This is a genomic window from Streptomyces sp. NPDC043896 (genome assembly GCF_056435605.1).
Map to the genome: position 1 here is coordinate 141269 of NZ_JBWKEE010000001.1, position 21491 is coordinate 162759.

Genomic DNA, 21491 nt, shown 5'->3' on the forward strand with positions numbered 1-21491 from the left:
AGGGGAGGCTCGGGGGGGCTGGGGGGGGTGGGGTGGGTGTCCCCCCGGCGGTTCCCCCCCCCCCCCCCCCCCCTGTCCCCCCCCCCACGCCCGTTTCTCGTCCGCCGGTTCTCCCGTTCTCATTCGAGCTGCGGGTGCAGCCGGTGGGGGCCCGCGGCGGGGTCGGCGCGCAGCCTGTCCTGGAGCACCCGGCTCTGTTCGGTGAGCCGCGGGGGCCCGCTCAGCGGCGGGACCCCGGAGACGCTCGCGCCGGGTGCGATCGGCGGCTCGTAGTGGTCCGGGGCGGTGACGGTGGTGTACCCCGTCGAGGCGGCGATGACGGCCGTCAGGACGAGGGCGGCCCGGGCCAGCCGCCGGGCGCGGTGCTCGCTGACGGTGCGGACGGTGGCCGCCGGGCGCGGCTCCAGGGAGACTGCGGGCCGGACCGAGCCGAGCCGTGCGCGCAGCAGGGCCGTCCGCCGCTCGGGCGACAGGCCGGCCAGCTCCGGGATGCGGCGGGCGAGCTCGTCGTGCGCGCGCAGCAGGCGGTGGCCGGTGGCGGGGGTGCTGGCCTCCGTCTCGGCGGCGGTGTCGGGCAGGTCGAGGCCGACGCCGTCGTAGAGCAGCACGGACCGGCGGTGTACGGGCGGCAGCGCGAGGAGGGCGTCCAGCAGGACGCGGTCGGCGGGGTCCGCCGGGGGTCTGTCCGGGTGCCGGTGGGCGCGGCGGAACCGGTGCCAGGGGGAGAGGGCGTACTCGTACGCGGCCGCGCGCACCCAGCCGACGGGATCGGGGTCGGTGGCCACCTCGGGCCAGCGCCCCCAGGCCTGACGGAACGCCACCTCGACGGAGTGCAGGGCGAGGGCGCGGCGGCCGGTGAGCAGGTACGCCTGGCGGACGAGCGCGCCTGCGGCGTGGTCGTACAGGGCGTCGAACGCCTCGACGGCGTCCTGCGGGGGTCTGGGCCGGGGCCCGTACGGGGGGCCCGGCGGGGCGGGGTGAAGGAACGGTTCCTCGGGATCGGCGTCGAGGTCGGGGGCGGGGTGGGGGTGGGGGTGGGGGTGGCCGACGGGTTCGCCGTGGGCGTCGGAGGGCGCGCCGGGACCGCCCCCGGCCGGCTGGGCGGCGGCGGTGCCGTGGCCGGACGGCCCGCCCGGCGCCGCAGCGGCGGACCCGTCGGCGGAGCTGGCCTGCGGGGAGGGGCCGGGCGGGGTCTGCGCGTGCGGGGAGGGGGCGCCCGGGGCGCCGCCGTTCCGGGTGGGGCTGCCGGGGAGCGGCCTGCCCGGGGTCGGGGCGGCCGGGAAGGGCCTGCCCGGCGGCGTGACGCCGTCGGCTGAACGGGCCAGGGCCGGGCCGTCCGTGGCGGCGCCGTTCCGGATGGGGGTGTCGGAGCCCCGTCCGCCCGGGAAGGGGTCGCCCGGGTGCGTGCCGCCCCCGGCCGGGCCGGTCGATGCCGGGCCGCCGGGGGTCGGGCCTCCGGCGACCAGGCCGCCTGGGGCCGGGGCACCCGGCACGGGGTCGCCCGAGCCGTGGCGGTTCGAGGCAGGGTTGCCCGATTCGACGTTGGCCAAGCCGGGGGTGCCCGGGCCGGGGTTGCCCGATCCGACGTTGGCCAAGCCGGGGGTGCCCGAGCCGGGGTTGCCCGATCCGACGTTGCCCGAGCCGGGGGTGCCCGGGCGGGGGCCGGCCGAGCCCGGGGTGCCCGAGCCCGGGGTGCCCGGGACCGGGCTGTCCGGGTCGGGGCTGCCCGGCAAGGGCGGGGCGTCGCGGGCCGGGGCGGGCGGGGTGGGGCCGTTCGAGGGCCGGGGGTCCGGGGGCGGTTCGTTCGGGGTCCGGGCGGCCGGGGCTCCGTCGGACGGGGAGTGCGGGGGGCGGTGGGACGGCGGTTTCGCGGAGCGTTTGCCCGGGTTCCCCGGCCGCCGGGTGGGCGGGCCCGCCGCCACGGGCCGGACCGGCCCGGCCCCGGTGGCCGCCGCGGCCGCGAGCCGGTCCAGGAGCGCGGCGTACGCCTCGAGCGTGCGCCCGCGGGGCTCTGTGCGGCCGCACTCCCAGGAGCGGACGGTGGCCGCGGTGACGCGTACCTCCGCGGCGACCTCCTCGTACGTCAGCCCGCCCGTCTCGCGCAGCCAGCGGCGCTCCTTGGGGGACGGGAGGCCCAGCTCCGAGCCGGAGGACGCTTCGACGTCTTGTGTCATGCCACTCTCCCCGCGACACGGCTGCTCTGGGCAATAAAGTACATAAACGTATCTTGAACGACACCACGGATAATCGGTCGTTACCCGGACATAGCGCGTGTCGAAGGCACCATGGCGGGGTGACCCAAGTGACCGAACGCGGGACCCCGTTGCCGGCGGCCCCGAGGGCCGCCGCCGCGCGGCGCCGTTCACCGGCGGCCGCCGCCTGCGTGCTGGGCGGGGCCGTGGCCGCCGGACTGGGGCTCGGCTTCCTCGCCGTGCTCGTGATCGTGCTGTGGATCAGCTCCCCCTACCCGGACAGCGGCCCCGGCGGCGCGCTGCACCTCGCCGCAGGGCTGTGGCTGATGGCCCACGGCACGGAACTCGTCCGCTACGACACCCTGTCGGGGGTGCCGGCCCCCGTCGGCCTGGTCCCGCTGCTGCTCGTGGCGCTCCCCGTACTGCTCATGCGGCGCGCGGCCCGGCTGGGCAGCGCCTCGGGGGACGCCGCCGGGGCGGAGGGGGACGAGGTACTGCCGGCCGGTGCCGTGTTCTCCGCCGTGACCTGCGGCTACCTGACGGTCGGTGCGCTGGCCACCGTGTACGCCGCCGGCGGGCCCATGCCGGCCGACCCGCTCAGTGCGGCCTGGCACGTGCCGATGGTGGCCGTGCTCGCCGCCGCCGGCGGGGTGTGGGCGGCCCGGGGCAAGCCGTTGGGGCCCCTGCCGGCATGGGTTCCGGGGGGCGTACGCAGGGCCGTGGCCCGCCCCCGTTACGCGCTGGCGCTGCGCTCCGGCGCGGCGGGGGTGTTCGTCCTGCTGGGCGGCGGGGCGCTGCTCGTCGGGGCCTCGCTGGCGTGGCACGCGGCGGAGGTGCAGAACTCCTTCCTGACGCTGACCGGGGTGTGGTCGGGCCGGTTCGCGGTGCTGCTGCTCGCGCTGGCGCTGATCCCGAACGCCATGGTGTGGGGCGCGGCGTACGGACTCGGGCCCGGCTTCGCGCTCGGCGCCGGGACGGTGGCGACCCCGCTCGGGCTGGAGGGGGCTTCGGCCCTGCCGGGGTTCCCGCTGCTGGCGGCGCTGCCGGCGCCGGGACCGGGGACGCCGCTGACGTGGGCGGCGCTGGGGGTGCCGGTGGCGGCGGGGCTGGCGGTGGGGTGGTTCGCGGTGCGGCGGGCGCGGGAGGTCTCGTACGGGGAGACCGCGCTGACGGCGGCGCTGGGGGCGGTGGTCTGCGGACTGGCGATGGCCGGCCTCGCGGCGGCCGCGGCCGGGCCGCTGGGGTCGCGGATGCTGGCCGGCGTCGGGCCGGTGTGGTGGGCGGTGGGGGGTGCGGCGGCGGGGTGGACGCTGGTGCTGGCCGTGCCCTTGGCGGTGGGGGTGCAGGTGTGGCGGATGCGGCCGGTGAGGGCTGCGGGGGCGGACGGGGTGGAGGGGGACGCGTGGCACGACTCCGGGGTGCGGGAGCTTCGGTGGGAGGCGCTGCGGAGGGCGGCCGAGCCGTTGGTTGCTCCCGCGGTGGAGGTAGTGGGCCCCGGCCCTGTGGCTCCGCCGGTGGAGGTCGTGCCGGTGGCGGTGGCGGCGCCGGTGGTGGTGCCCGTCGTTGAGGCCGTGGCCGCGGTGGGGGTGGCTCCTGCGGAACCGTTGCTGCCCTCGGCGGTGGTGGGGGCGCGGGTGCTCGCGCGGCGGCGGCCGGGGTCCTGACCCGGGGGTGCCGCTGCGCGGGGCGAGGTCCCCTACCCGCCCTTCGCCCGTTCCCCGGGCTCCGCCCGGACCCCTTCCGGGGCTCCGCCTCAGGCCCCGTTCCCGGGGCTGCGCCCGGAGCCCTTCTGGGGCTCTGCCCCCAGGCGCCGTTCCCCGGGCTGCGCCCGGACCCCTTCCGGGGCTCCGCCTCAGGCCCCGTTCCCGGGGCTGCGCCCGGACCCCTTCCGGGGCTCTGCCCCCAGACCCCGTTCCCCGGGCTGTGTCCCGGACCCTTTCCGGGGTCTGTCCCCAGGCCCCGTTTCCTGGGCTGTGCCCGGAGCCCTTCTGGGGCCCTGCCCCCAGGCGCCGTTCCCGGGGCTGCGCCCGGACCCCGTGCGTGGGCTCCGCCCCCAGAGCTCCGCCCGGACCCCTTCCGGGGCTCCGCCCCCAGGAGCCCGTGCCGCGAACGCCGGCGGGGCCGGAAGCCGGCCGGCGGGCTGGTGTGCGCGGGCACAACCCCCGGCCCGCCGACGCCGCGCGGTGAGCGGCGGCGGCGCGGTGCGTCAGGGCGTCGTGTGGGCGCCGGTCAGCGTTGGACCTTGAGGATCTGGCCCACCACGTTGTCCGGGAGGAGGGTGTTGCATTCGAGTTCCGCCGTGCGGGTCAGGGCGTCCTCGCGGCAGACGAAGAAGTCCTTGTACGCCAGTTGCAGTGCGTACGAGCTGCCCGCCAGCAGGATCGCCAGCGAGGCCGTGACCAGGCCGCTCACCGCCGCCGCGCGCTGGGGGCGGGCCGCCGGGCCGAGGGCGGACAGGCCGCCGGGGTCCGCGTCGGTCGCCGGGCGGCCGCGCAGGGCGCTGATGCCCCAGTACAGGGCCAGCGCGCCCAGCAGCAGCCCCACCGAGGGGATCCCGAAGATGCCGAAGAAGAAGCCCCACATGCCCGACAGCAGCGCGTACCGGGCGCGCCGCTGGACCGGGTCCGTGGGGTCCCAGCGGGCCGGGCCGCCGCCCTCGCCGGGCTCCGTGGGGCCGCCGCCGCCCGGACCGCCGCCGTCCTGGGGGCGCTGCGGCTGCCGGGGCTGCCACGGCTGGTCCGGCCGGCCCTCCGGGGGTGCCGCGAAGGGGTTGTCGTCGGTCGAGGGGTCGGGCTGGCGGCGGTCCGGCATCGAGTGTGTGACTTCCCCTGTGTCGTGGGCGGCGCGCGCCCCGCGTGCGGGGGCGCGTACCGCGTCGTTCGCGGCTTGTACGCCAGACGCTACCGCCCGCCCGTCCCCCCGTCCCTCGGGGGCGGTCCGGTGTGCCGGTATCGTTGCAGGCGGTCGGTGGCTTCGTATGGTTCCCCGTATATCGGTACCCCGAAGTTTCGTATGACCACACAAGACGAACGTGGCAAATCCTGTGAGAAAGGGCCTCCCATGGCCGCCTCCCGCCTGGTCGTGCTGGTTTCCGGCTCCGGCACCAACCTCCAGGCCCTGCTCGACGCCATCGACGCCCACCCCGGCGGAGCCGAGGGTTTCGGTGCCGAGGTCGTCGCCGTCGGGGCCGACCGCGGCAACATCGCCGGTCTGGAACGGGCGGAGAAGGCGGGGATCCCCACCTTCGTGTGTCCGGTGAAGGCCTACGGGAGCCGCGAGGAGTGGGACGCCGCCCTCACGGAGGCGACCGACGCCCACGCGCCGGACCTGGTCGTCTCGGCCGGGTTCATGAAGATCGTCGGCAAGAGCTTCATCGACCGCTTCGGCGGCCGGTTCATCAACACCCACCCCGCCCTCCTCCCGGCCTTCCCCGGCGCGCACGGGGTGCGCGACGCCCTCGCGTACGGGGCGAAGGTCACCGGCTGCACGGTCCACTTCGTGGACAGCGGCGTGGACACCGGTCCGATCATCGCCCAGGGTGTCGTGGAGATCGGGGACGGGGAGGACGAAGCCGCGCTCCATGAGCGCATCAAGGAAGTCGAGCGCCAGCTGCTCGTCGACGTCGTGGGGCGCCTGGCCCGGCACGGCTACCGCATTGAGGGACGAAAGGTAACAATCCAGTGACCGCCAACGAAACGACGACGGCTACGACCCAGCGGCCGATCCGCCGCGCGCTCGTGAGTGTCTACGACAAGACGGGACTGGAAGAGCTGGCCCGCGGCCTGCACGAGGCGGGCGTCGCCCTCGTCTCCACGGGCTCGACGGCCTCGAAGATCGCCGCGGCCGGGGTGCCCGTCACCAAGGTCGAGGAGCTCACCGGCTTCCCCGAGTGCCTCGACGGCCGCGTCAAGACGCTCCACCCCCGCGTGCACGCCGGCATCCTCGCCGACCTGCGCCTGGAGGACCACCAGCGCCAGCTCGCCGAGCTGGGCGTGGAGCCCTTCGACCTGGTGATCGTCAACCTGTACCCGTTCCGGGAGACGGTCGCCTCCGGCGCCACCCCCGACGAGTGCGTCGAGCAGATCGACATCGGCGGTCCGTCGATGGTCCGCGCCGCCGCCAAGAACCACCCCTCGGTCGCGGTCGTCACCAGCCCCGCCCGCTACGCCGACGTCCTCGCGGCCGCCCAGGGCGGCGGTTTCGACCTGACGGCCCGCAAGCGGCTCGCGGCCGAGGCCTTCCAGCACACCGCGGCCTACGACGTCGCCGTCGCGTCCTGGTTCACCAACGCGTACGCCCCGGTGGGCGAGGAGGGCGACCTCCCCGAGTTCCTGGCCGGCTCCTGGGAGCGCAAGTCGACCCTGCGCTACGGCGAGAACCCGCACCAGGCCGCCGCCCTCTACACGGACGGGCAGCCGGGCGGGCTCGCCAACGCCGAGCAGCTGCACGGCAAGGAGATGTCCTTCAACAACTACGTGGACACCGAGGCCGCCCGCCGGGCCGCCTACGACCACGAAGAGCCCTGCGTCGCGATCATCAAGCACGCCAACCCGTGCGGCATCGCCATCGGCCAGGACGTGGCCGCCGCGCACCGCAAGGCGCACGCCTGCGACCCGCTGTCCGCGTTCGGCGGCGTCATCGCCGTCAACCGCCCGGTGACCGTCGAGCTCGCCGAGCAGGTCGCGGAGATCTTCACCGAGGTCATCGCCGCCCCCGGCTACGAGGACGGCGCGCTGGAGATCCTCGCCAAGAAGAAGAACATCCGCGTCCTGAAGGTGGACGGCACCCCGCACCAGCCGGGCGACCTGAAGCCCATCAGCGGCGGCGTGCTGCTCCAGCACTCGGACGTCTTCCAGGCCGAGGGCGACGACCCGGCGAACTGGACCCTGGCCACCGGCGACGCGCTGTCCGCCGAGGAGCTCGCCGAGCTCGCCTTCGCGTGGAGGGCCTGCCGCGCCGTCAAGTCCAACGCCATCCTGCTCGCCAAGGACGGCGCCTCGGTCGGCGTCGGCATGGGCCAGGTCAACCGCGTCGACTCGGCGAAGCTCGCCGTCGAGCGGGCCGGCGCGGAGCGCGCGCAGGGCTCGTACGCCGCCTCGGACGCCTTCTTCCCGTTCCCGGACGGGCTGGAGATCCTGACCGCCGCCGGCATCAAGGCCGTGGTCCAGCCGGGTGGTTCCGTCCGTGACGAGCAGGTCGTCGAGGCGGCGCAGAAGGCCGGCGTGACCATGTACTTCACCGGTACGCGCCACTTCTTCCACTGAGCGCCCGGCAGACCCGGCAGAGCCGGTGGACCTGGTGGACCCGGTACCCCGGTGACCCGGTAGAACCGGCATACGGCGAAGGCCGCGCCCCGCACTGCGGGACGCGGCCTTCGCCGTGAGCGGATCCTGCTTACTTCTTCACGACGAGGGTGCCGGCGGCACGGTCGTGCCAGCCCTGGAGCTTGCCCGAGTTGTCGAAGAAGGGGGAGAGGTAGACCAGGACCTGGCCGATGCCGCAGAGGACGGAGCCGACCATCGGGATGATCCAGCGGATGAAGCCGCCGCCGATGCCCGGGACCTGACCCGTGTTCTCCTTGACGACCTTCAGGCCGAGGGCCATCTTGCCGACGGTGGCGCCCACGAAGGCGATCATCAGCCATTCGTAGAGCAGGGTGGCGAGGCCGAGGATCAGCAGGCCGCCGAAGAAGGCCGCGAAGATGCCGCCCGCGGCCTCGCCGGCCTGGGCCGCCGCCTCGTTGACACAGGTCGAGTACGAGGGGGACATCGGGTCGATGCCCGAGCAGTCCTTGATGTCGCTGGCCGCGCCGAAGGCGCCCGCGAACACGACGGAGCTCAGGATGAAGTACAGGACACCGATGATCAGACCGTCGATCACGCGGGCGCCGAAGCGGCGGCCCATCGTGGCGACCTGGACGGTGCCGAGGCCGGCGACGTTGATGTAGCCGTTGTTGGCCTGGAGGGTACCCGGCGCCTGGGGCGGGGCGCCGTAGGGCTGCTGCTGGCCCTGCTGCGGGTAGCCGTAACCGGGCTGGCCCTGCGGCGGGACGCCCTGCGGGGCCTGCTGCGGGTAGCCGTAGCCGGGCTGGCCCTGCGGCGGCTGCTGCTGCCCGTAGGGGTTGTTCGGGTCGCCGAAGCTCATCTGGGTCTTTCCTCCGTGAAGTGCGGGGACGCACGGCACGCTGGAGGACACTTGCTTCTGCGGTACGCCCCCCGGCACTGCCCGCGGCACTCTTTCCGATCGTCTTGCTGCCCGTCATCGTGGTGGGCCCGCACCGGGCTTGTCCAGTTGGTTGCCGGAGCGGGCCAGACTTGTTGTGCAAGTGCAACCAAGAGCGCGATCCGGCCACCCTCCGACTGGAAGCCGGGCCGCTCCATCCGGGAGGATGCCCGCATGACCGCCCAGATTCTCGATGGCAAGGCCACCGCGGCCGCGATCAAATCCGAACTGAAGGACCGTGTGGCGCAGCTGAAGGCACGGGGCGTCACCCCCGGCCTCGGCACCCTGCTGGTCGGCGACGACCCCGGCAGCCGCTGGTACGTCAACGGCAAGCACAAGGACTGCGCCGAGGTCGGCATCGCCTCCATCCAGCGCGAACTGCCCGCGACGGCCTCCCAGGAGGACATCGAGGCGGTCGTGCGCGAGCTGAACGACAATCCGGACTGCACGGGCTACATCGTGCAACTCCCGCTCCCCAAGGGCATCGACACCAACCGCGTCCTGGAGCTGATGGATCCGGCCAAGGACGCCGACGGACTGCACCCCATGTCGCTGGGCCGGCTGGTGCTGAACGAGCAGGGCCCGCTGCCGTGCACCCCGTACGGGATCGTCGAGCTGCTGCGCCACCACGGCGTCGAGATCAACGGCGCGCACGTCGTCGTACTCGGCCGGGGCATCACCGTGGGGCGCTCGATCGGTCTGCTGCTCACCCGAAAGTCGGAGAACGCGACCGTGACGCTGTGCCACACCGGTACGCGCGACCTCTCCGGGCTGCTGCGCCAGGCAGACATCGTCGTCGCGGCGGCCGGTGTCCCGCACCTGGTCAAGCCGGAGGACGTGAAGCCGGGCGCGGCCGTGCTCGACGTCGGCGTCAGCCGCGACGAGAGCGGCAAGATCGTCGGGGACGTCCATCCGGGCGTCGCCCAGGTGGCCGGCTGGATCTCCCCGAACCCGGGCGGAGTCGGCCCGATGACCCGGGCGCAGCTGCTGGTGAACGTCGTCGAGGCGGCGGAGCGGACCGGCAGTGCGGGCTGAGCACGACGTGAGCGGTACGGGCGGCGCTCCCCGCCCGGAGCCCGGCGCGGAGCCCGGCCCGGGCGGCGGCGGTACGGGTGCGGGTGCGGGTACGGGCGGCGGTACGGGTACGGGCAGCGGTACGGGCCCCGGCGCCGGCCCGGGGTCGTCCGGGCCGGCGCGGCCCGCCGCCGCGCGGTCCCGGCGGTTCCCGACCGTCACCCAGGACACGGCCCGCCCCGAGGGCGCCGGCCGTGCCATCCCCGGGGCCGTGTCGGCGCCCGCCCGTCAGTGGCCGATGCTCAGCGTCCTCGCCGCCACGGCGGTGGGGCTGCTGACCACGGCGATGGGGCACCCCCGGGTCGGCAGCCTGGTGATCGGCATCGCGCTGATCGGGGCCGCGGTGATGCGGCGCGTGCTGCCCTCGGTGGGCATGCTCGCGGTGCGCTCCCGGTTCACGGACATGATCACGTACGGCGTGCTGGGCGTGGCCATCACCCTGCTCGCGCTGGTCATGGAGCCGAAGCCGCTGCTGGAGATCCCGTTCCTGGAGAGCGCGGTCCGCTTCACCGTGCGCTAGTCACGTCCACCAGCGCGGCCAGGGCGGCCGCGATCGCCGGGCGGGTCTCCGTGCCCGCCCGGACCACCGCCTGGAGGATCCGCCCCCGGCCCGGCAGTTCGACCACCGCCGTGCCGGGCGGCGGCGCGTCGCACAGCAGCTTCGGCAGGACCGACGCGGCCCGCCCGGCGGCGACCAGCCACAGCCCGGACCGCAGGTCGGAGCACTCGTGCGCGATGCGCGGGGTGAACCCGGCGTTGCGGCAGGTGTGCACGAGCATCTCCCGGCAGCTGCTCGGGGCGGGCGCCGAGACCCAGTCGGCCCCGCGCAGGGCCGCCGGCCCCTCCCGCTCGTAGGCCGGGAGCAGGGCCTCGGGCAGGGCCAGGCACAGCGGGTCGTCGAACAGCGGGACGGCGGTGGTGCCGCTCGCGGGGGCCGCGCCGAGCAGCGGGTACGCGTACGTCACCGCGAGGTCCAGGCGCCGCCCGCGCAGCTGCGGCACGGCCTCCTCGGGGTCGGCCTGCACGACGCGCGGCCGCAGCCCCGGGTGGCGGCGGGCGAGGAGGGCGACGAGCGGTGCGGCCACCGTGGCCAGCGCGCTCGGGGCGCAGCCGACGTACAGTTCGCCGGCCGGGCCGCTGTCGAGGGCCCGGACCGCCCCTTCGGCCCGTTCCAGTGCGGCGAGCACCGGTTCGCAGGCGGCCGCCAGCGCCGCGCCGGCCGGGGTGAGCCGCAGGCCGCGTCCCTCCCGTTCGACGAGGACGGCTCCGGCCTCGGCCTCCAGCGCGCGCAGCTGCTGGGAGACCGCGGAGGGGGTCACCTGGTGCAGCTCGGCGACGGCGGTCACCTTCCCGTGCTCGGCCAGGTCCCGGAGTATGACCATCCGCTTCACGTCAAGCATGAGTTCAGCTTAACGATGGGTGTAGTCGAAGTAGCTGGACTTCACGATGGGCGGGGCGGATGCTCGTCGTATGAAGCCCCTGAAGGTGCTCCTCGTCGGAGCCAACGGAACCCTCGGCACCGCGGTCCGCACGGCCCTGCGCGCCCGCGGCCACGAGGTGGTCACCGCCTCCCGCAAGGACGCGGACCTGTACGTCGACATCACGGACCCGGAGTCCATCCGGGCGATGTACGAGGAGGCCGGCCCCGTCGACGCGGTGGCGAGCGCCGCCGGCAGCGTCCCGTGGCGCCCGCTGTCCGAGCTGACCACCGCCGACGTCCGCGAGGGCCTGGAGGGCAAGGCCGTCAGCCAGATCGAGCTGGTCCGCCAGGGCGCCCCCCGGCTGCCCGGGCACGCCTCCTTCACCCTGATCACCGGCATCCTCGCGCGCGAGCCCCTCCTCACCGGCTCGGTCGCGGCCCTCGCCAACGGCGCCGTGGAGGCCTTCGTGCGGGCCGCCGCCATCGAGCTCCCGGGCCGCCAGCGGATCAACGCCGTCAGCCCCACCGTCTTCACCGAGTCCCTCGACGCGTACGGGGAGACCTTCGCCGGATTCGACCCGGTCCCCGTCGCCCGCGCGGCGAACGCCTACGTGAAGTCCGTCGAAGGGCACCGGACCGGGGAGATCTTCCGGGTGGAGTGAGGGCCGGACACCCCTCCGGACCTTCGAAACCTTCGACACCGGGCATCCGTGTGCCGTGGACCACAGGGTCCGGGGGATTGGGGGCCCCGCGGGTCGGATAGCCTGACCGCGGATGTCTCTTCACGTCAAGATTCAGGACAGGGAAGCGGCGTCCTACCCCCGCACGGGGGCCCAGCACATGGGGCGGGGACGCCCCACCGCCAGCTGTCTAACGGAGAAGGCCATGACCCGCACTCCCGTGAATGTCACTGTCACCGGCGCCGCCGGCCAGATCGGCTACGCGCTGCTCTTCCGCATCGCGTCCGGCCACCTGCTCGGCGCGGACGTGCCGGTCAAGCTCCGCCTCCTGGAGATCCCCCAGGGCATGAAGGCCGCCGAGGGCACCGCCATGGAGCTCGACGACTGCGCCTTCCCGCTCCTCAAGGGCATCGACATCTTCGACGACCCGAACAAGGGCTTCGAGGGCGCCAACGTCGCGCTGCTCGTGGGCGCCCGCCCGCGCACCGCCGGCATGGAGCGCGGTGACCTGCTCTCCGCCAACGGCGGCATCTTCAAGCCGCAGGGCGCCGCGATCAACGCGCACGCCGCGGACGACATCAAGGTCCTGGTCGTGGGCAACCCGGCCAACACCAACGCGCTCATCGCGCAGGCCGCCGCCCCGGACGTACCGGCCGAGCGCTTCACCGCGATGACCCGCCTGGACCACAACCGCGCGATCACGCAGCTGGCCCAGAAGACCGGCTCCGACGTCACCGACATCAAGCGCCTGACGATCTGGGGCAACCACTCGGCGACCCAGTACCCCGACATCTTCCACGCGGAGATCGCCGGCAAGAACGCCGCCGAGGTCGTGGCCGACCAGCAGTGGCTGGCCGACACCTTCATCCCGACCGTCGCCAAGCGCGGCGCCGCGATCATCGACGCCCGTGGCGCCTCCTCGGCCGCCTCGGCCGCCAACGCCGCCATCGACCACGTGCACACCTGGGTCAACGGCACCGCCGCGGGCGACTGGACCTCGATGGGCATCCCGTCGGACGGCTCCTACGGCGTCCCGGAGGGCATCATCTCCTCCTTCCCCGTCACCTGCGCCGACGGCAAGTACGAGATCGTCCAGGGCCTGGACATCAACGAGTTCTCCCGTGCGCGCATCGACGCGTCCGTGGCCGAGCTCGTCGAGGAGCGCGACGCGGTGCGCGGCCTCGGCCTGATCTGATCCACCCGTTCTGACCAGGCGGTTCGTGCGACCGCCTGACCGGTACGAACCCCAGAGCGCCCCGACCAAACCCGGTCGGGGCGCTTTGGCGTGAATGCACCTGTCCCCTACCTGTAGGGGAAAAATAAGGTCACCCGGTGACCGACCATGTGATTCCCCATCAGCCCGGCGACGGCGCCGGAGCGGACCCGCAGGGCGGCCGCCCTCCGGTGCGCCCCGCCGTCAGCGAGGCCGGACGTCTCCTGTGCGCGGGAACCTACCTCGACGCGGCGTACCGCGATCGGGTGATCGACGAACTCTTCGTGCACGAGGAGCGGATCGCCGCCCCCTCCTACGGCTTCGACGCCACCCGGGTCCTCGCCCACGCGCTCCGCGCCCGCCGCATCGAGCTCGCCTGGGCCGCCGGCGTCATCGGCGCCTGGTTCGTGGGCTCCCTGCTGACCAGCGGCGGCCTCACCCTCCTGCTCGTCCCCTTCCTGCTGCTGGGCCTCGCCAAGTGGCTGCGCGCCCGGCGCAACCCGCTGGTCCGCTTCCTGGGCCTCGTCGTCCGGGTCTACGCGTGGGTGTCGCTGGTCCTCACCGTCCTGACCCTGTGGAGCGCCGCGACCGGCGACGCGCTCACCCTGCTCAGGATGTTCGACTTCGAGAAGCTCTTCGACAGCTCCTCCGGCTACGGTTCCTCCGGCTACGGCGACTACGGCTCCTCGTCGTCCTCCGGTTCACCGATCGTGTGGCTGACCCCCGCCGTGTTCGCGGCGATCGTCGCCGTCGTCGCGCTCCAGCGCGGGCACGCCGCCCGGATCGTCCTCCGGGAGCTCTCCCCGTCCCGGTACGCCGACCGGGCGAACGACCCCGCGGAAGCCGTGCGGAGCCCCCGCTTCGCCCGGGTCCGCGACCGAATCCACAACGAACAGCACGCCCCGCTGGTCATGTACAACATCAACGCGCCGTTCACCGGCGCGGGTGACGCCTTCCGGCCCTGGCAGCTGTCCGTGGAACTGCGCCCCCGCGAGGACCTCGGCCCCGACCGCAAGCCGCACCCCGTCACCAACGCCCACATCGTGGAGCGCATCGTCCCCTTGCTGCACGCCCTGCGCGTGCCGTCCCCGCACGGTTCGCGGGAGGCGCAGGAGGCCGTCCTGGACCGGCTGCGCGAGCTCGTCGTCGACGAGTGCGTCTTCCTGCCGGCCGTCGGCCTCCCGCACCGGGACGCGGCGCCGCTGTCCCCGCGGCAGTTCGCCGAGCACCGCGCCGACGCCATGGAGGAGGGCGGCGAGCGGCGCAGGCACTTCCTGCGGATCCGGGTCGGCGGCTGGGACGAGAACCTCGTCGTCACCGTGTTCGTACGGGTCCACACCCAGGGCCGGATGCTGATGCTGGAAGTGGCCCCGCACGTGCTGCTGCCCGTCGGCATCCGCTTCCAGAACGCCGACGCGGCCGCCCAGCGCCTGCTGAACAACAACTGGTTCGGCCGGGCCGCCGAGGCGCTCGCCGCCACCCCCGGCTCGTTCGCCGCGTCCGTCGCCACCCTGGGCCGCGGGACCGCCAGCTGGTGGCGGATCGCCACCGGAGGCCACGGCGGAGCCCGCCCCGAAGGGCCCGAGGTGTCGGTGCGCGAACTCGCCGCCATGGACGACGGCTCCCTGTTCCACCTCATGGACCTCGCCCGGTACCTGAAAACCATTCAGGACCGGGTCGTCGGCGGGGTTACCGTCGCCCTGCACGAAGCGGGCTGGCACACCGAGGAGTTCGCCCAGCGCGCGGTGCACGTCGCCGAGGGCGGCATCTACATCCAGTCGATGAACAACAGCGCCGCCAGCTTCAACGGCAGCAACAACACCAACACCATCGGTACGAGCGGCAAGGGGAGCAGCGGTGGCAAATAACGGCGACGAGCGCCGGATCCGCATCGGCGACATCCACGGCAGCGCCTTCAGCATCGGCGGCGGCGACAACACCAACACCGTCCACCACCACCACGCCGGCCCGGACCGCGCGCCCGGCGCCGACGAGCTGCTGGAGGCCGTACGCGAACTGCGCGCCGCCCTCGTGCGGCTGCCCCGCAGCACCGAGCGCGCGCAGCTCGACGCCGAACTCGACGAGGCCGCCGGGGAACTGGAGGAGGGCGGGGAGATCCGGCCCGGCCTGCCCGCGCGGCTGCGCGGGGCACTGGAGCGGTGGGCCCCGCTGGTGGAGGCGCTGAGCGCGGCCACCGCCCTGGGCGGGCTGCTCACCGCGCTGGGAGCCTGACCGGTGTCCTCGTCGGACGGCGCCCGCTGGGACCCGCAGTCGCAGCGGTGGGAGTGGGGGCCGGCGCCGGAAGCGGGCACGCCCTCCGGCCCGGCGGCGGCGCGGCCCGAGCCGCCACCCCCGCCGCTGCCCCCGACACCCCCGCGGACCGCCCCCGGGTACCACGAGCCGTGGCCCCCGGTGCCGCCGTCGGCGCCCCCGCCCCCGCCCCCGCCGGGCGGCGGGCAGCAGTGGCGCACCCCGGTGCTGGTGGGGCTGGCGGCGGCGGTTGCGGGCGGTGCCGCGGTGGCGGCGTGGATGCTGCTCGGCGCCGACGACGACCGGGGGGCGGCCGCCCGCCCGCCGGCCTCCGCGTCGGACTCGCCGACGGCCACCGGGTCGGGGCCCCCGTCCCCCGGTCCCACGAGCCCGTCGCCGACGCCGACGCCCCCGCCCAGCCCCTCGCCGAGCACCGGCGGCGGCTACACCGTGGTGCGCAACGCCAAGGGTTTCTCGGTGGCCGTCCCCACCGGCTGGGAGCCCAGCTCCAACGAGACGGGCAGCGGTTCCTTCTACCGCCGGCCCGGCGACCGCAGCGCCCTGCTCCAGATCTTCCGGGTCACCGAGAGCGCCTCCACGGGCCCGTGCGTGCTGCTGGAGCTCTCGTCCGACCAGCTGGACGCCGGGAACCCCGGGTACCGGAGGGTCTCCGTCGAGCCGACGGCCGGAAGCGGCTGCGAGCTGGTGTACGAGTACGACAGCGCGGAGTCCAACGGCCGCCGCCGGGGCATCGAGCGGATCGTGACCACCCCGGACGGCGGACGGTGGGCGCTGCTGGCGGCCGGCCCGGCCGCCGACGCGGCGACGACGCGGGCGAACCTGACTGCGGCCCTGGACTCGTTCCGGCCGGAGTGACCCCGGGGCCCGGCGGCGGGCCCGGGGCCGGCCGGACCGACCCCGGGGCCGGCCGGACTGCTGACCCCGGGGCCGGTCCGGTCAGGCCCTCTTCGCGGACGCCGGGGTGTAGTGCCCCGGCACCATGCGGGTGGTGACGCCGATCCGGTTCCAGACGTTGATCGTCGCGATCACGGCGATCAGCTGGGCCAGCTCGGCCTCCTCGAAGTGCTTCGCGGCCCGCTCGTACACCTCGTCGGGGACGAAACCGTCCGTCAGGACGGTGACGGCCTCGGTCAGCTCGATCGCCGCCAGCTCCTTCTCGGTGTAGAAGTGCCGCGACTCCTCCCAGGCGCCGAGCAGCAGGACGCGCTCGACGCTCTCGCCGGCGGCGAGCGCGTCCTTGCCGTGCATGTCCAGGCAGAAGGCGCAGTGGTTGATCTGCGAGGCGCGGATCTTGACGAGTTCGACGAGGCTCGGGTCCAGGCCCTTCTTCGACGCGATCTCCAGCCCGACGATGGCCTTGTAGATCTCGGGGGCGGCCTTGGCGAACTGCATGCGCGGCGTGTGTTCGGCGGCGGTTTCGGCGGTGCGGGTGTGGTCGTTGCTGTTGCTCATGCGTCCACCGTAGGGGCGAGGCGGCCCGCGTATATGGTCCATCTCCATGACGGGAACGTGGGCCACTTTCGGAGCCGACCTGCACCTGGACCTCGCGGCGGCGGCGGGCGGGCGCGGCCTGCGGGCCGCGCTGACGGAGGCGCTGCGGGAGGCCGCGCGCAGCGGGCGGCTCCCGCCCGGGACGCGGCTGCCGTCCTCCCGGTCCTTCGCCGCCGACCTGGGGATCGCTCGCAACACCGTCGCCGAGGCGTACGCGGAACTCGTCGCCGAGGGCTGGCTGACGGCCCGCCAGGGCTCGGGCACCCGCGTCGCCGAGCGGGCCAGGGTCCGCCGGGCCGCGGGCACCCCGCAGGTACGCCGCCCCGCGCGCCGGGGGCCCGCGTACAGCCTGGTGCCCGGCTCCCCGGACCTCGGCGGCTTCCCGCGCGGCGCGTGGCTCGCGGCGGCCCGGCGGGCCCTGACCGACGCCCCGAACGAGGCCTTCGGGTACGCCGTCGACGCGCGCGGCCGGGTGGAGCTGCGCGAGGCCCTCGCCGGGTACCTGGCGAGGGCGCGCGGGGTGTACGCGGACCCGGACCGGATCGTGCTGTGCGCCGGCTTCGCGCACGCGCTCCAGCTCCTCGGGCAGGTGCTGCGGGCGCGCCGGGTGCGGGAGGTGGCGGTGGAGGGGTACAGCCTCGACGTGCACCGGGACCTGCTGACCGGAGCCGGACTGGTCACCCGGCCGCTGTGGGTGGACGAGCACGGCGCCCGCACCCCGGACCTGGCCGGGCTCGGCCCCCGCACGGGCGCGGTGCTGCTGACCCCGGCGCACCAGTTCCCGACGGGCGCGGCCCTCACCCCCGCGCGGCGGGCGGCGGCCGTGGACTGGGCGCGGAGCACCGGCGGGGTGATCCTGGAGGACGACTACGACGGGGAGTTCCGCTACGACCGCCAGCCCGTCGGCGCGCTCCAGGGGCTGGACCCGGACCGGGTGGTGTACCTGGGCACCGCGAGCAAGTCCCTGGCGCCGGGGCTGCGGATGGGGTGGATGGCGGTCCCGCCGGACCTGCTGGAGGAGGTGCTGGCGGCGAAGGGCGCGGTCGACTGGACGTCCAGCGCCCTGGACCAGCTGACCCTGGCGGAGTTCATCACCTCCGGGGCGTACGACCGCCACGTGCGCGGCATGCGCCTGCGGTACCGGCGGCGGCGGGACGAGCTGGTCGCGGCGGTGGCGGGCCGCGTGCCGGTGTCCGGCATCGCGGCGGGGCTGCACGCGGTGCTGGACCTGCCGGCGGGCACGGAGCGGTCGCTCGTCCAGGCCGCGGCGTGGCAGGACCTGGCGCTGGAGGGGCTCGCCCGCTTCCGGCACCCGGACTCGGCGATGCCGGCGCGCGAGGCGCTGGTCGTCGGCTACGGCACCCCGTCCACCAGCGCCTGGACTCCGACCCTGGCGGCCCTGACGGCCGTGCTGCCCGGGCCTCTTGACGCGCCGCCGCCTCCTTGACGCCCCGCTCGCGCGGCTCGGCGCCCGGGCGCCTCTCCGGCCTCGCGTCGCCGCGCCCGCCTCCGGCCGTCGGGGCCGGGGCGCGGGGCGGGTTTTCGGGCTGAGTCCGGTGGGTCGTGTGCGGGTGGTGGGCCGCTGCGCGGGCTGGGCCCCTCCCCGCCCTTCACCCGTTCTCAGGGGCGCTGCCCCCGGCCCCGGTACGGGCGCTGCGCGCCCGAGCCCCCGCAGCCCGGGGAACGGTGGAAGGCGGGGAGGGGACAGCCCCGCAGCACCCGCACCCGCACCCGCCGGCCGGCACCCGCGCCCGCGGCCGCAGCCCGGGGCGTCCGGGGCGTCCGGGGAGCAGCGGCTCGGGTCCCGCGCCCCGGGGCCGGGGAGCGGTCCGTCCCGCCGAGTGCGGCCGGGGCCGTGAACGGCGTCGAGCCGCCCGGCCAGGGCTACGGTTCGCCGAAGCGGGACAGGGCCAGCGAGCCGGCCAGGGCCACCGCGAAGCCGGCCACCGCCAGCCCCGTCAGCCCCTCACGGGTGCGGTCCCCGAGCCAGACCACGCCCACCACCGCCGGGCCCACCGTCTCGCCCAGCACCAGGCCCGCCGTCGCCGCCGTCACCGAGCCGCGCTGCAGGGCGGAGGTGAGCAGCAGGAACGCCGCCGCCCCGCCCAGCAGCAGCGCGTACAGCGCCGGCTCGCGCAACTCCCGCAGGGAGACGGAGTCGACGAGCCGGACCGCCACCTCCACCACCCCGAAGCCCGTCCCCGCAGCCAGCCCCAGCACCAGCGCGCGCGGCCCGTCCGGCAGCCGCCCCGCCAGCACGCCGGCCACCAGCACCAGCCCCACCACCGCCAGCAGGCCCAGCTCCAGCGCGAGCGACCCCGTACCGGAGCCCTCCTCACCGGACGCCAGCCCCAGCATCAGCAGCCCCGCGCACACCACCCCCACCGCGCCCCATTCCAGCCGTGACAGCCGCGTCCGCAGCAGCCGGGCCGCGACCACCGCCGTCACCGCCAGGCTGGCGGCCAGCGCGGCCCCCACCGCGTAGATCGGGATGTGCCGCAGCGCGATGATCTGGAGGACGAAGCCGACCGCGTCCAGCCCGAGCCCCGCCAGGTACCGCCACTGCCGCACCGCCCGCAGGAACAGCGCCGCGTCCACCCCCGAGCCGGTGCCCGGCCGCGCCGCAGCCCGGGCCGCCATGGCCTGGAGCACCGACGCCGTACCGAAGCAGACCGCCGCACCCAGCGCGCAAACCATCCCAATCAGCACGAACCGACTCTAGGTCACCCGTCGTGACAAGGGTGTGACGGTGGCCGGATTCCCTACCCCCGCGCCCCCGCTCTAGGGTGCAGGCCATGGATACCGGCAACACGACCAGACGACGCATGCGCTCCGGCGCGGTCGCCCTCGGCGGCATGGGCCTGCTCGCCGCCACCCTCGTGGCCTGCGGGAGCAGCAACGAGCCCGACAAGCGCTGCGCCTCCCGCTCGACGCTGGACCACCTGAACGCGAAGGAGTGCAAGTCCGGCGGCACCGGCTCGTACTACTACGGCGGCACCGTCCGCAACGGCAAGGTGACCGGCGGCAGCTTCGACAAGTCCGCCGTCACGCGCGGCGGCATCGGCGGCCACGGCACCTCCGGCTCCTCCGGCGGCTGAGGTACATGCAGCGCCACACCATCGAACCGCGCCCCGACTGGCAGAAGACCGTCGAGGAGCAGGGGCTGATCTACCCCCTCACCCGCTACCCCGACGACTCCCTGCGCCCCTACTGGGACGAGAGCGCGTACTACTCCTTCTCGCTCCCCGAGGTCGAGGCGCTGGAGGGGGTGGTCGAGGAACTCCACGCCATGTGCCTGGCCGCGGCCGCGCACATCGTCGACGACGACCGCTTCGCGGACCTCGGCATCACCGACCCGAAGCTGGCCGCCCGGATCGCCGAGTCATGGCGGCGGCGCGCCGAACAGCCCTCCCTCTACGGCCGGTTCGACCTGCGCTACGACGGCGCCGGCGAGCCCGCCAAGCTGTTGGAGTACAACGCCGACACGCCCACCTCCCTCGTCGAGGCGGCGAGCCCGCAGTGGTTCTGGATGGAGGAGCGCTTCCCGGGCGCCGACCAGTGGAACTCCCTCCACGAGCGGCTCGTCGAGGCCTGGCGCCGCCAGGCCGAGCTGCTGCCGCCGGGGCCCGTGCACTTCGCGCACTCGGAGACCGACGAGCTCGGCGAGGACCTGATGACGGTCGCCTACCTCCAGGAGACCGCCGAGCAGGCCGGGCTGGAGACGCACGCGCTGTCCGTGGAGACCATCGGCTGGGACAGCCTCTCGGGCCGCTTCGTGGACGAGCGGCTCCGCTTCATCCGCAGCTGCTTCAAGCTCTACCCGTGGGAGTGGCTGGCCACCGACGAGTTCGGCCCGCAGGTGCTGGGCACGTACGACCACGGCGGCGGCTCGGGCACCACCGCCTGGATCGAGCCGCTGTGGAAGATGCTGCTCGCCAACAAGGCGCTGCTGGCGATCCTCTGGGAGCTCTTCCCCGAGCACCCGAACCTGCTGCCCGCCTACCTGGACGGCCCGCGCGAGCTGGCCGACACCTGCGGGTACGCCGCCAAGCCGCTGCTGGGCCGCGAGGGCGCGGGGGTCACCCTGCACGAGGCGGGCGGCGAGGGCGAGCCCTTCGTCCCGGCCGAGGGGGAGGCGTACGTCTTCCAGGCGCTGGCCCCGCTGCCCGACTTCGACGGCAACCGGGTGGTGCTCGGCGCGTGGGTCGTCGAGGAGGAGGCGGCGGGACTCGGCATCCGGGAGTCGGCGGGGCCGGTCACGGACGAGTACGCCCGTTTCCTGCCGCACGTCATTCTGTGACGTCGCAGATCCTGTCGAAGGCCCGGTCGGCACCCGCCGACCAGCCCTTCCAGTAGGAGTCCGACCGGGCCTGGCTCTTGTCCGGCTCGGGCGGCTCCTCGCAGCCCTCCTGGGCCGCGTGCCTCGCGGCCACGACGCCGTCGTGGTAGCCCTTCCGGTAGTCCTTGCGGTCGTCGGCGGTGCCGGAGCCCGTCCCGGCGACCTTGCAGTTCACGAAGACGAAGTCCTGGTCCTCGTTGACGGCGAGGACGGTGTAGTCGACGTTCTTCTGGAAGCGCTGCACGCGGAAGTTGCCGTCGGCGTCGATGTTCAGGGGTTCCGTGGTCTCGCCGTCGTTCAGGGTGCGCGGGGGAGAGAACCCCTCGCCGGTGATGACGACGAACCGTCCCTGCGGGTCGGGAGTGACCGTGCAGGTCGCGGACGGCACCGCCGCCGGGGCGGCGGCGGCCGGTCCGGCGAGGGCGGCGGCGCCCCCGAGGGCGACCGAGGACGCCAGGGCGGCGCAGATCAGCGGGTGTCGGTTGCGTCGGTGCATGAGGGTGCTCCCATCGGAGGGTCGGCCCGGGTGAAGAGCCGGGGCGCGCACCCGTACGGGGTCCTCCCATCGTCCGGCGGACCGCCCCCGGTG

Annotated in this window: 20 protein-coding genes; 13 read left to right on the forward strand and 7 right to left on the reverse strand. The window is 75.0% G+C overall.

The features are described from left to right. Positions 1-119 precede the first annotated feature (119 nt). On the reverse strand, positions 120-2174 hold the full coding sequence (locus AC069X_RS00710) for a helix-turn-helix domain-containing protein (RefSeq protein ID WP_478723641.1): 2055 nt from the start codon (positions 2172-2174) through the stop codon (positions 120-122). A gap of 119 nt (positions 2175-2293) precedes the next feature. On the opposite strand from AC069X_RS00710, the gene AC069X_RS00715 reads away from it, so the two are divergent. After that, positions 2294-3856 (forward strand): cell division protein PerM, encoded by a 1563-nt coding sequence (locus tag AC069X_RS00715; RefSeq protein ID WP_478723643.1) that lies wholly within the window; start codon positions 2294-2296, stop codon positions 3854-3856. Positions 3857-4421: 565 nt separating this feature from the next. Here the strand turns inward: AC069X_RS00715 and AC069X_RS00720 are convergent. Then, positions 4422-5003, reverse strand: coding sequence for a hypothetical protein (locus tag AC069X_RS00720; RefSeq protein ID WP_478723645.1), 582 nt, complete (start codon positions 5001-5003; stop codon positions 4422-4424). 249 nt (positions 5004-5252) lie between these two features. Between AC069X_RS00720 and purN the strand changes: the two genes are divergently transcribed. Both purN and purH read left to right on the forward strand, forming a co-directional pair. Then, a complete protein-coding gene (gene purN, locus AC069X_RS00725; protein WP_478723647.1) occupies positions 5253-5876 on the forward strand; it encodes a phosphoribosylglycinamide formyltransferase in 624 nt (207 codons plus the stop codon). After that, the gene (gene purH / locus AC069X_RS00730; RefSeq protein ID WP_478723649.1) at positions 5873-7456 is read left to right on the forward strand and encodes a bifunctional phosphoribosylaminoimidazolecarboxamide formyltransferase/IMP cyclohydrolase; all 1584 of its coding nucleotides are present in this window, start codon (positions 5873-5875) and stop codon (positions 7454-7456) included. Before purN ends, purH begins: the two co-directional genes overlap by 4 nt. A 130-nt stretch (positions 7457-7586) precedes the next feature. Here the strand turns inward: purH and AC069X_RS00735 are convergent, their stop codons facing one another. Further along, positions 7587-8336, reverse strand: a complete 750-nt coding sequence (locus tag AC069X_RS00735; protein ID WP_478723651.1) for an RDD family protein — start codon at positions 8334-8336, stop codon at positions 7587-7589. Between the two features lie 252 nt (positions 8337-8588). Between AC069X_RS00735 and AC069X_RS00740 the strand changes: the two genes are divergently transcribed. Together AC069X_RS00740 and AC069X_RS00745 are read left to right on the forward strand one after the other, a co-directional pair. Further along, positions 8589-9449, forward strand: a complete 861-nt coding sequence (locus tag AC069X_RS00740; protein ID WP_478723653.1) for a bifunctional methylenetetrahydrofolate dehydrogenase/methenyltetrahydrofolate cyclohydrolase — start codon at positions 8589-8591, stop codon at positions 9447-9449. Positions 9450-9456: 7 nt separating this feature from the next. Then, complete coding sequence (locus tag AC069X_RS00745) at positions 9457-10008, forward strand: DUF3017 domain-containing protein (protein WP_478723655.1); 552 nt, start codon at positions 9457-9459, stop codon at positions 10006-10008. Here the strand turns inward: AC069X_RS00745 and AC069X_RS00750 are convergent. Then, positions 9995-10888: a LysR family transcriptional regulator gene (locus AC069X_RS00750; RefSeq protein WP_478723657.1), complete on the reverse strand. Its 894-nt coding sequence runs from the start codon at positions 10886-10888 to the stop codon at positions 9995-9997. The two genes, AC069X_RS00745 and AC069X_RS00750, sit on opposite strands and share 14 nt — an antisense overlap. Before the next feature lie 79 nt (positions 10889-10967). Here AC069X_RS00750 and AC069X_RS00755 point away from each other — a divergent pair, with 79 nt between their 5' ends. The 5 genes from AC069X_RS00755 to AC069X_RS00775 all read left to right on the forward strand — a co-directional run bounded on the left by AC069X_RS00755 (position 10968) and on the right by AC069X_RS00775 (position 15927). After that, entirely contained in the window at positions 10968-11570 is a 603-nt protein-coding gene (locus tag AC069X_RS00755) for a short chain dehydrogenase (RefSeq protein ID WP_478724321.1), read from the forward strand. A gap of 223 nt (positions 11571-11793) precedes the next feature. Next, positions 11794-12783 carry a malate dehydrogenase gene (locus tag AC069X_RS00760; protein WP_478723659.1) on the forward strand — a complete coding sequence of 330 codons (990 nt, stop codon included), beginning with the start codon at positions 11794-11796 and terminating at the stop codon, positions 12781-12783. Between the two features lie 137 nt (positions 12784-12920). After that, positions 12921-14669 (forward strand): hypothetical protein, encoded by a 1749-nt coding sequence (locus tag AC069X_RS00765; RefSeq protein WP_478723661.1) that lies wholly within the window; start codon positions 12921-12923, stop codon positions 14667-14669. After that, positions 14659-15033, forward strand: a complete 375-nt coding sequence (locus AC069X_RS00770) for a hypothetical protein (protein ID WP_478723663.1) — start codon at positions 14659-14661, stop codon at positions 15031-15033. The genes AC069X_RS00765 and AC069X_RS00770 overlap by 11 nt, the downstream gene beginning before the upstream one ends. Before the next feature lie 3 nt (positions 15034-15036). Then, on the forward strand, positions 15037-15927 hold the full coding sequence (locus AC069X_RS00775; RefSeq protein ID WP_478723665.1) for a hypothetical protein: 891 nt from the start codon (positions 15037-15039) through the stop codon (positions 15925-15927). Positions 15928-16008: 81 nt separating this feature from the next. Here AC069X_RS00775 and AC069X_RS00780 read toward each other — a convergent pair whose 3' ends face one another. After that, entirely contained in the window at positions 16009-16524 is a 516-nt protein-coding gene (locus tag AC069X_RS00780; protein WP_478723667.1) for a carboxymuconolactone decarboxylase family protein, read from the reverse strand. A gap of 46 nt (positions 16525-16570) precedes the next feature. On the opposite strand from AC069X_RS00780, the gene pdxR reads away from it, so the two are divergent. Further along, positions 16571-18010: a MocR-like pyridoxine biosynthesis transcription factor PdxR gene (gene pdxR, locus AC069X_RS00785; RefSeq protein ID WP_478723669.1), complete on the forward strand. Its 1440-nt coding sequence runs from the start codon at positions 16571-16573 to the stop codon at positions 18008-18010. A gap of 437 nt (positions 18011-18447) precedes the next feature. Here pdxR and AC069X_RS00790 read toward each other — a convergent pair whose 3' ends face one another. Beyond that, complete coding sequence (locus AC069X_RS00790; protein WP_478724323.1) at positions 18448-19260, reverse strand: DMT family transporter; 813 nt, start codon at positions 19258-19260, stop codon at positions 18448-18450. A gap of 98 nt (positions 19261-19358) precedes the next feature. On the opposite strand from AC069X_RS00790, the gene AC069X_RS00795 reads away from it, so the two are divergent. Both AC069X_RS00795 and AC069X_RS00800 read left to right on the forward strand, forming a co-directional pair. Further along, positions 19359-19661 (forward strand): hypothetical protein, encoded by a 303-nt coding sequence (locus AC069X_RS00795; protein ID WP_478723671.1) that lies wholly within the window; start codon positions 19359-19361, stop codon positions 19659-19661. Positions 19662-19666: 5 nt separating this feature from the next. Beyond that, complete coding sequence (locus AC069X_RS00800; RefSeq protein ID WP_478723673.1) at positions 19667-20863, forward strand: glutathionylspermidine synthase family protein; 1197 nt, start codon at positions 19667-19669, stop codon at positions 20861-20863. Here the strand turns inward: AC069X_RS00800 and AC069X_RS00805 are convergent. Next, a complete protein-coding gene (locus AC069X_RS00805) occupies positions 20853-21398 on the reverse strand; it encodes a hypothetical protein (RefSeq protein WP_478723675.1) in 546 nt (181 codons plus the stop codon). The genes AC069X_RS00800 and AC069X_RS00805 overlap by 11 nt on opposite strands. Positions 21399-21491 lie beyond the last annotated feature (93 nt).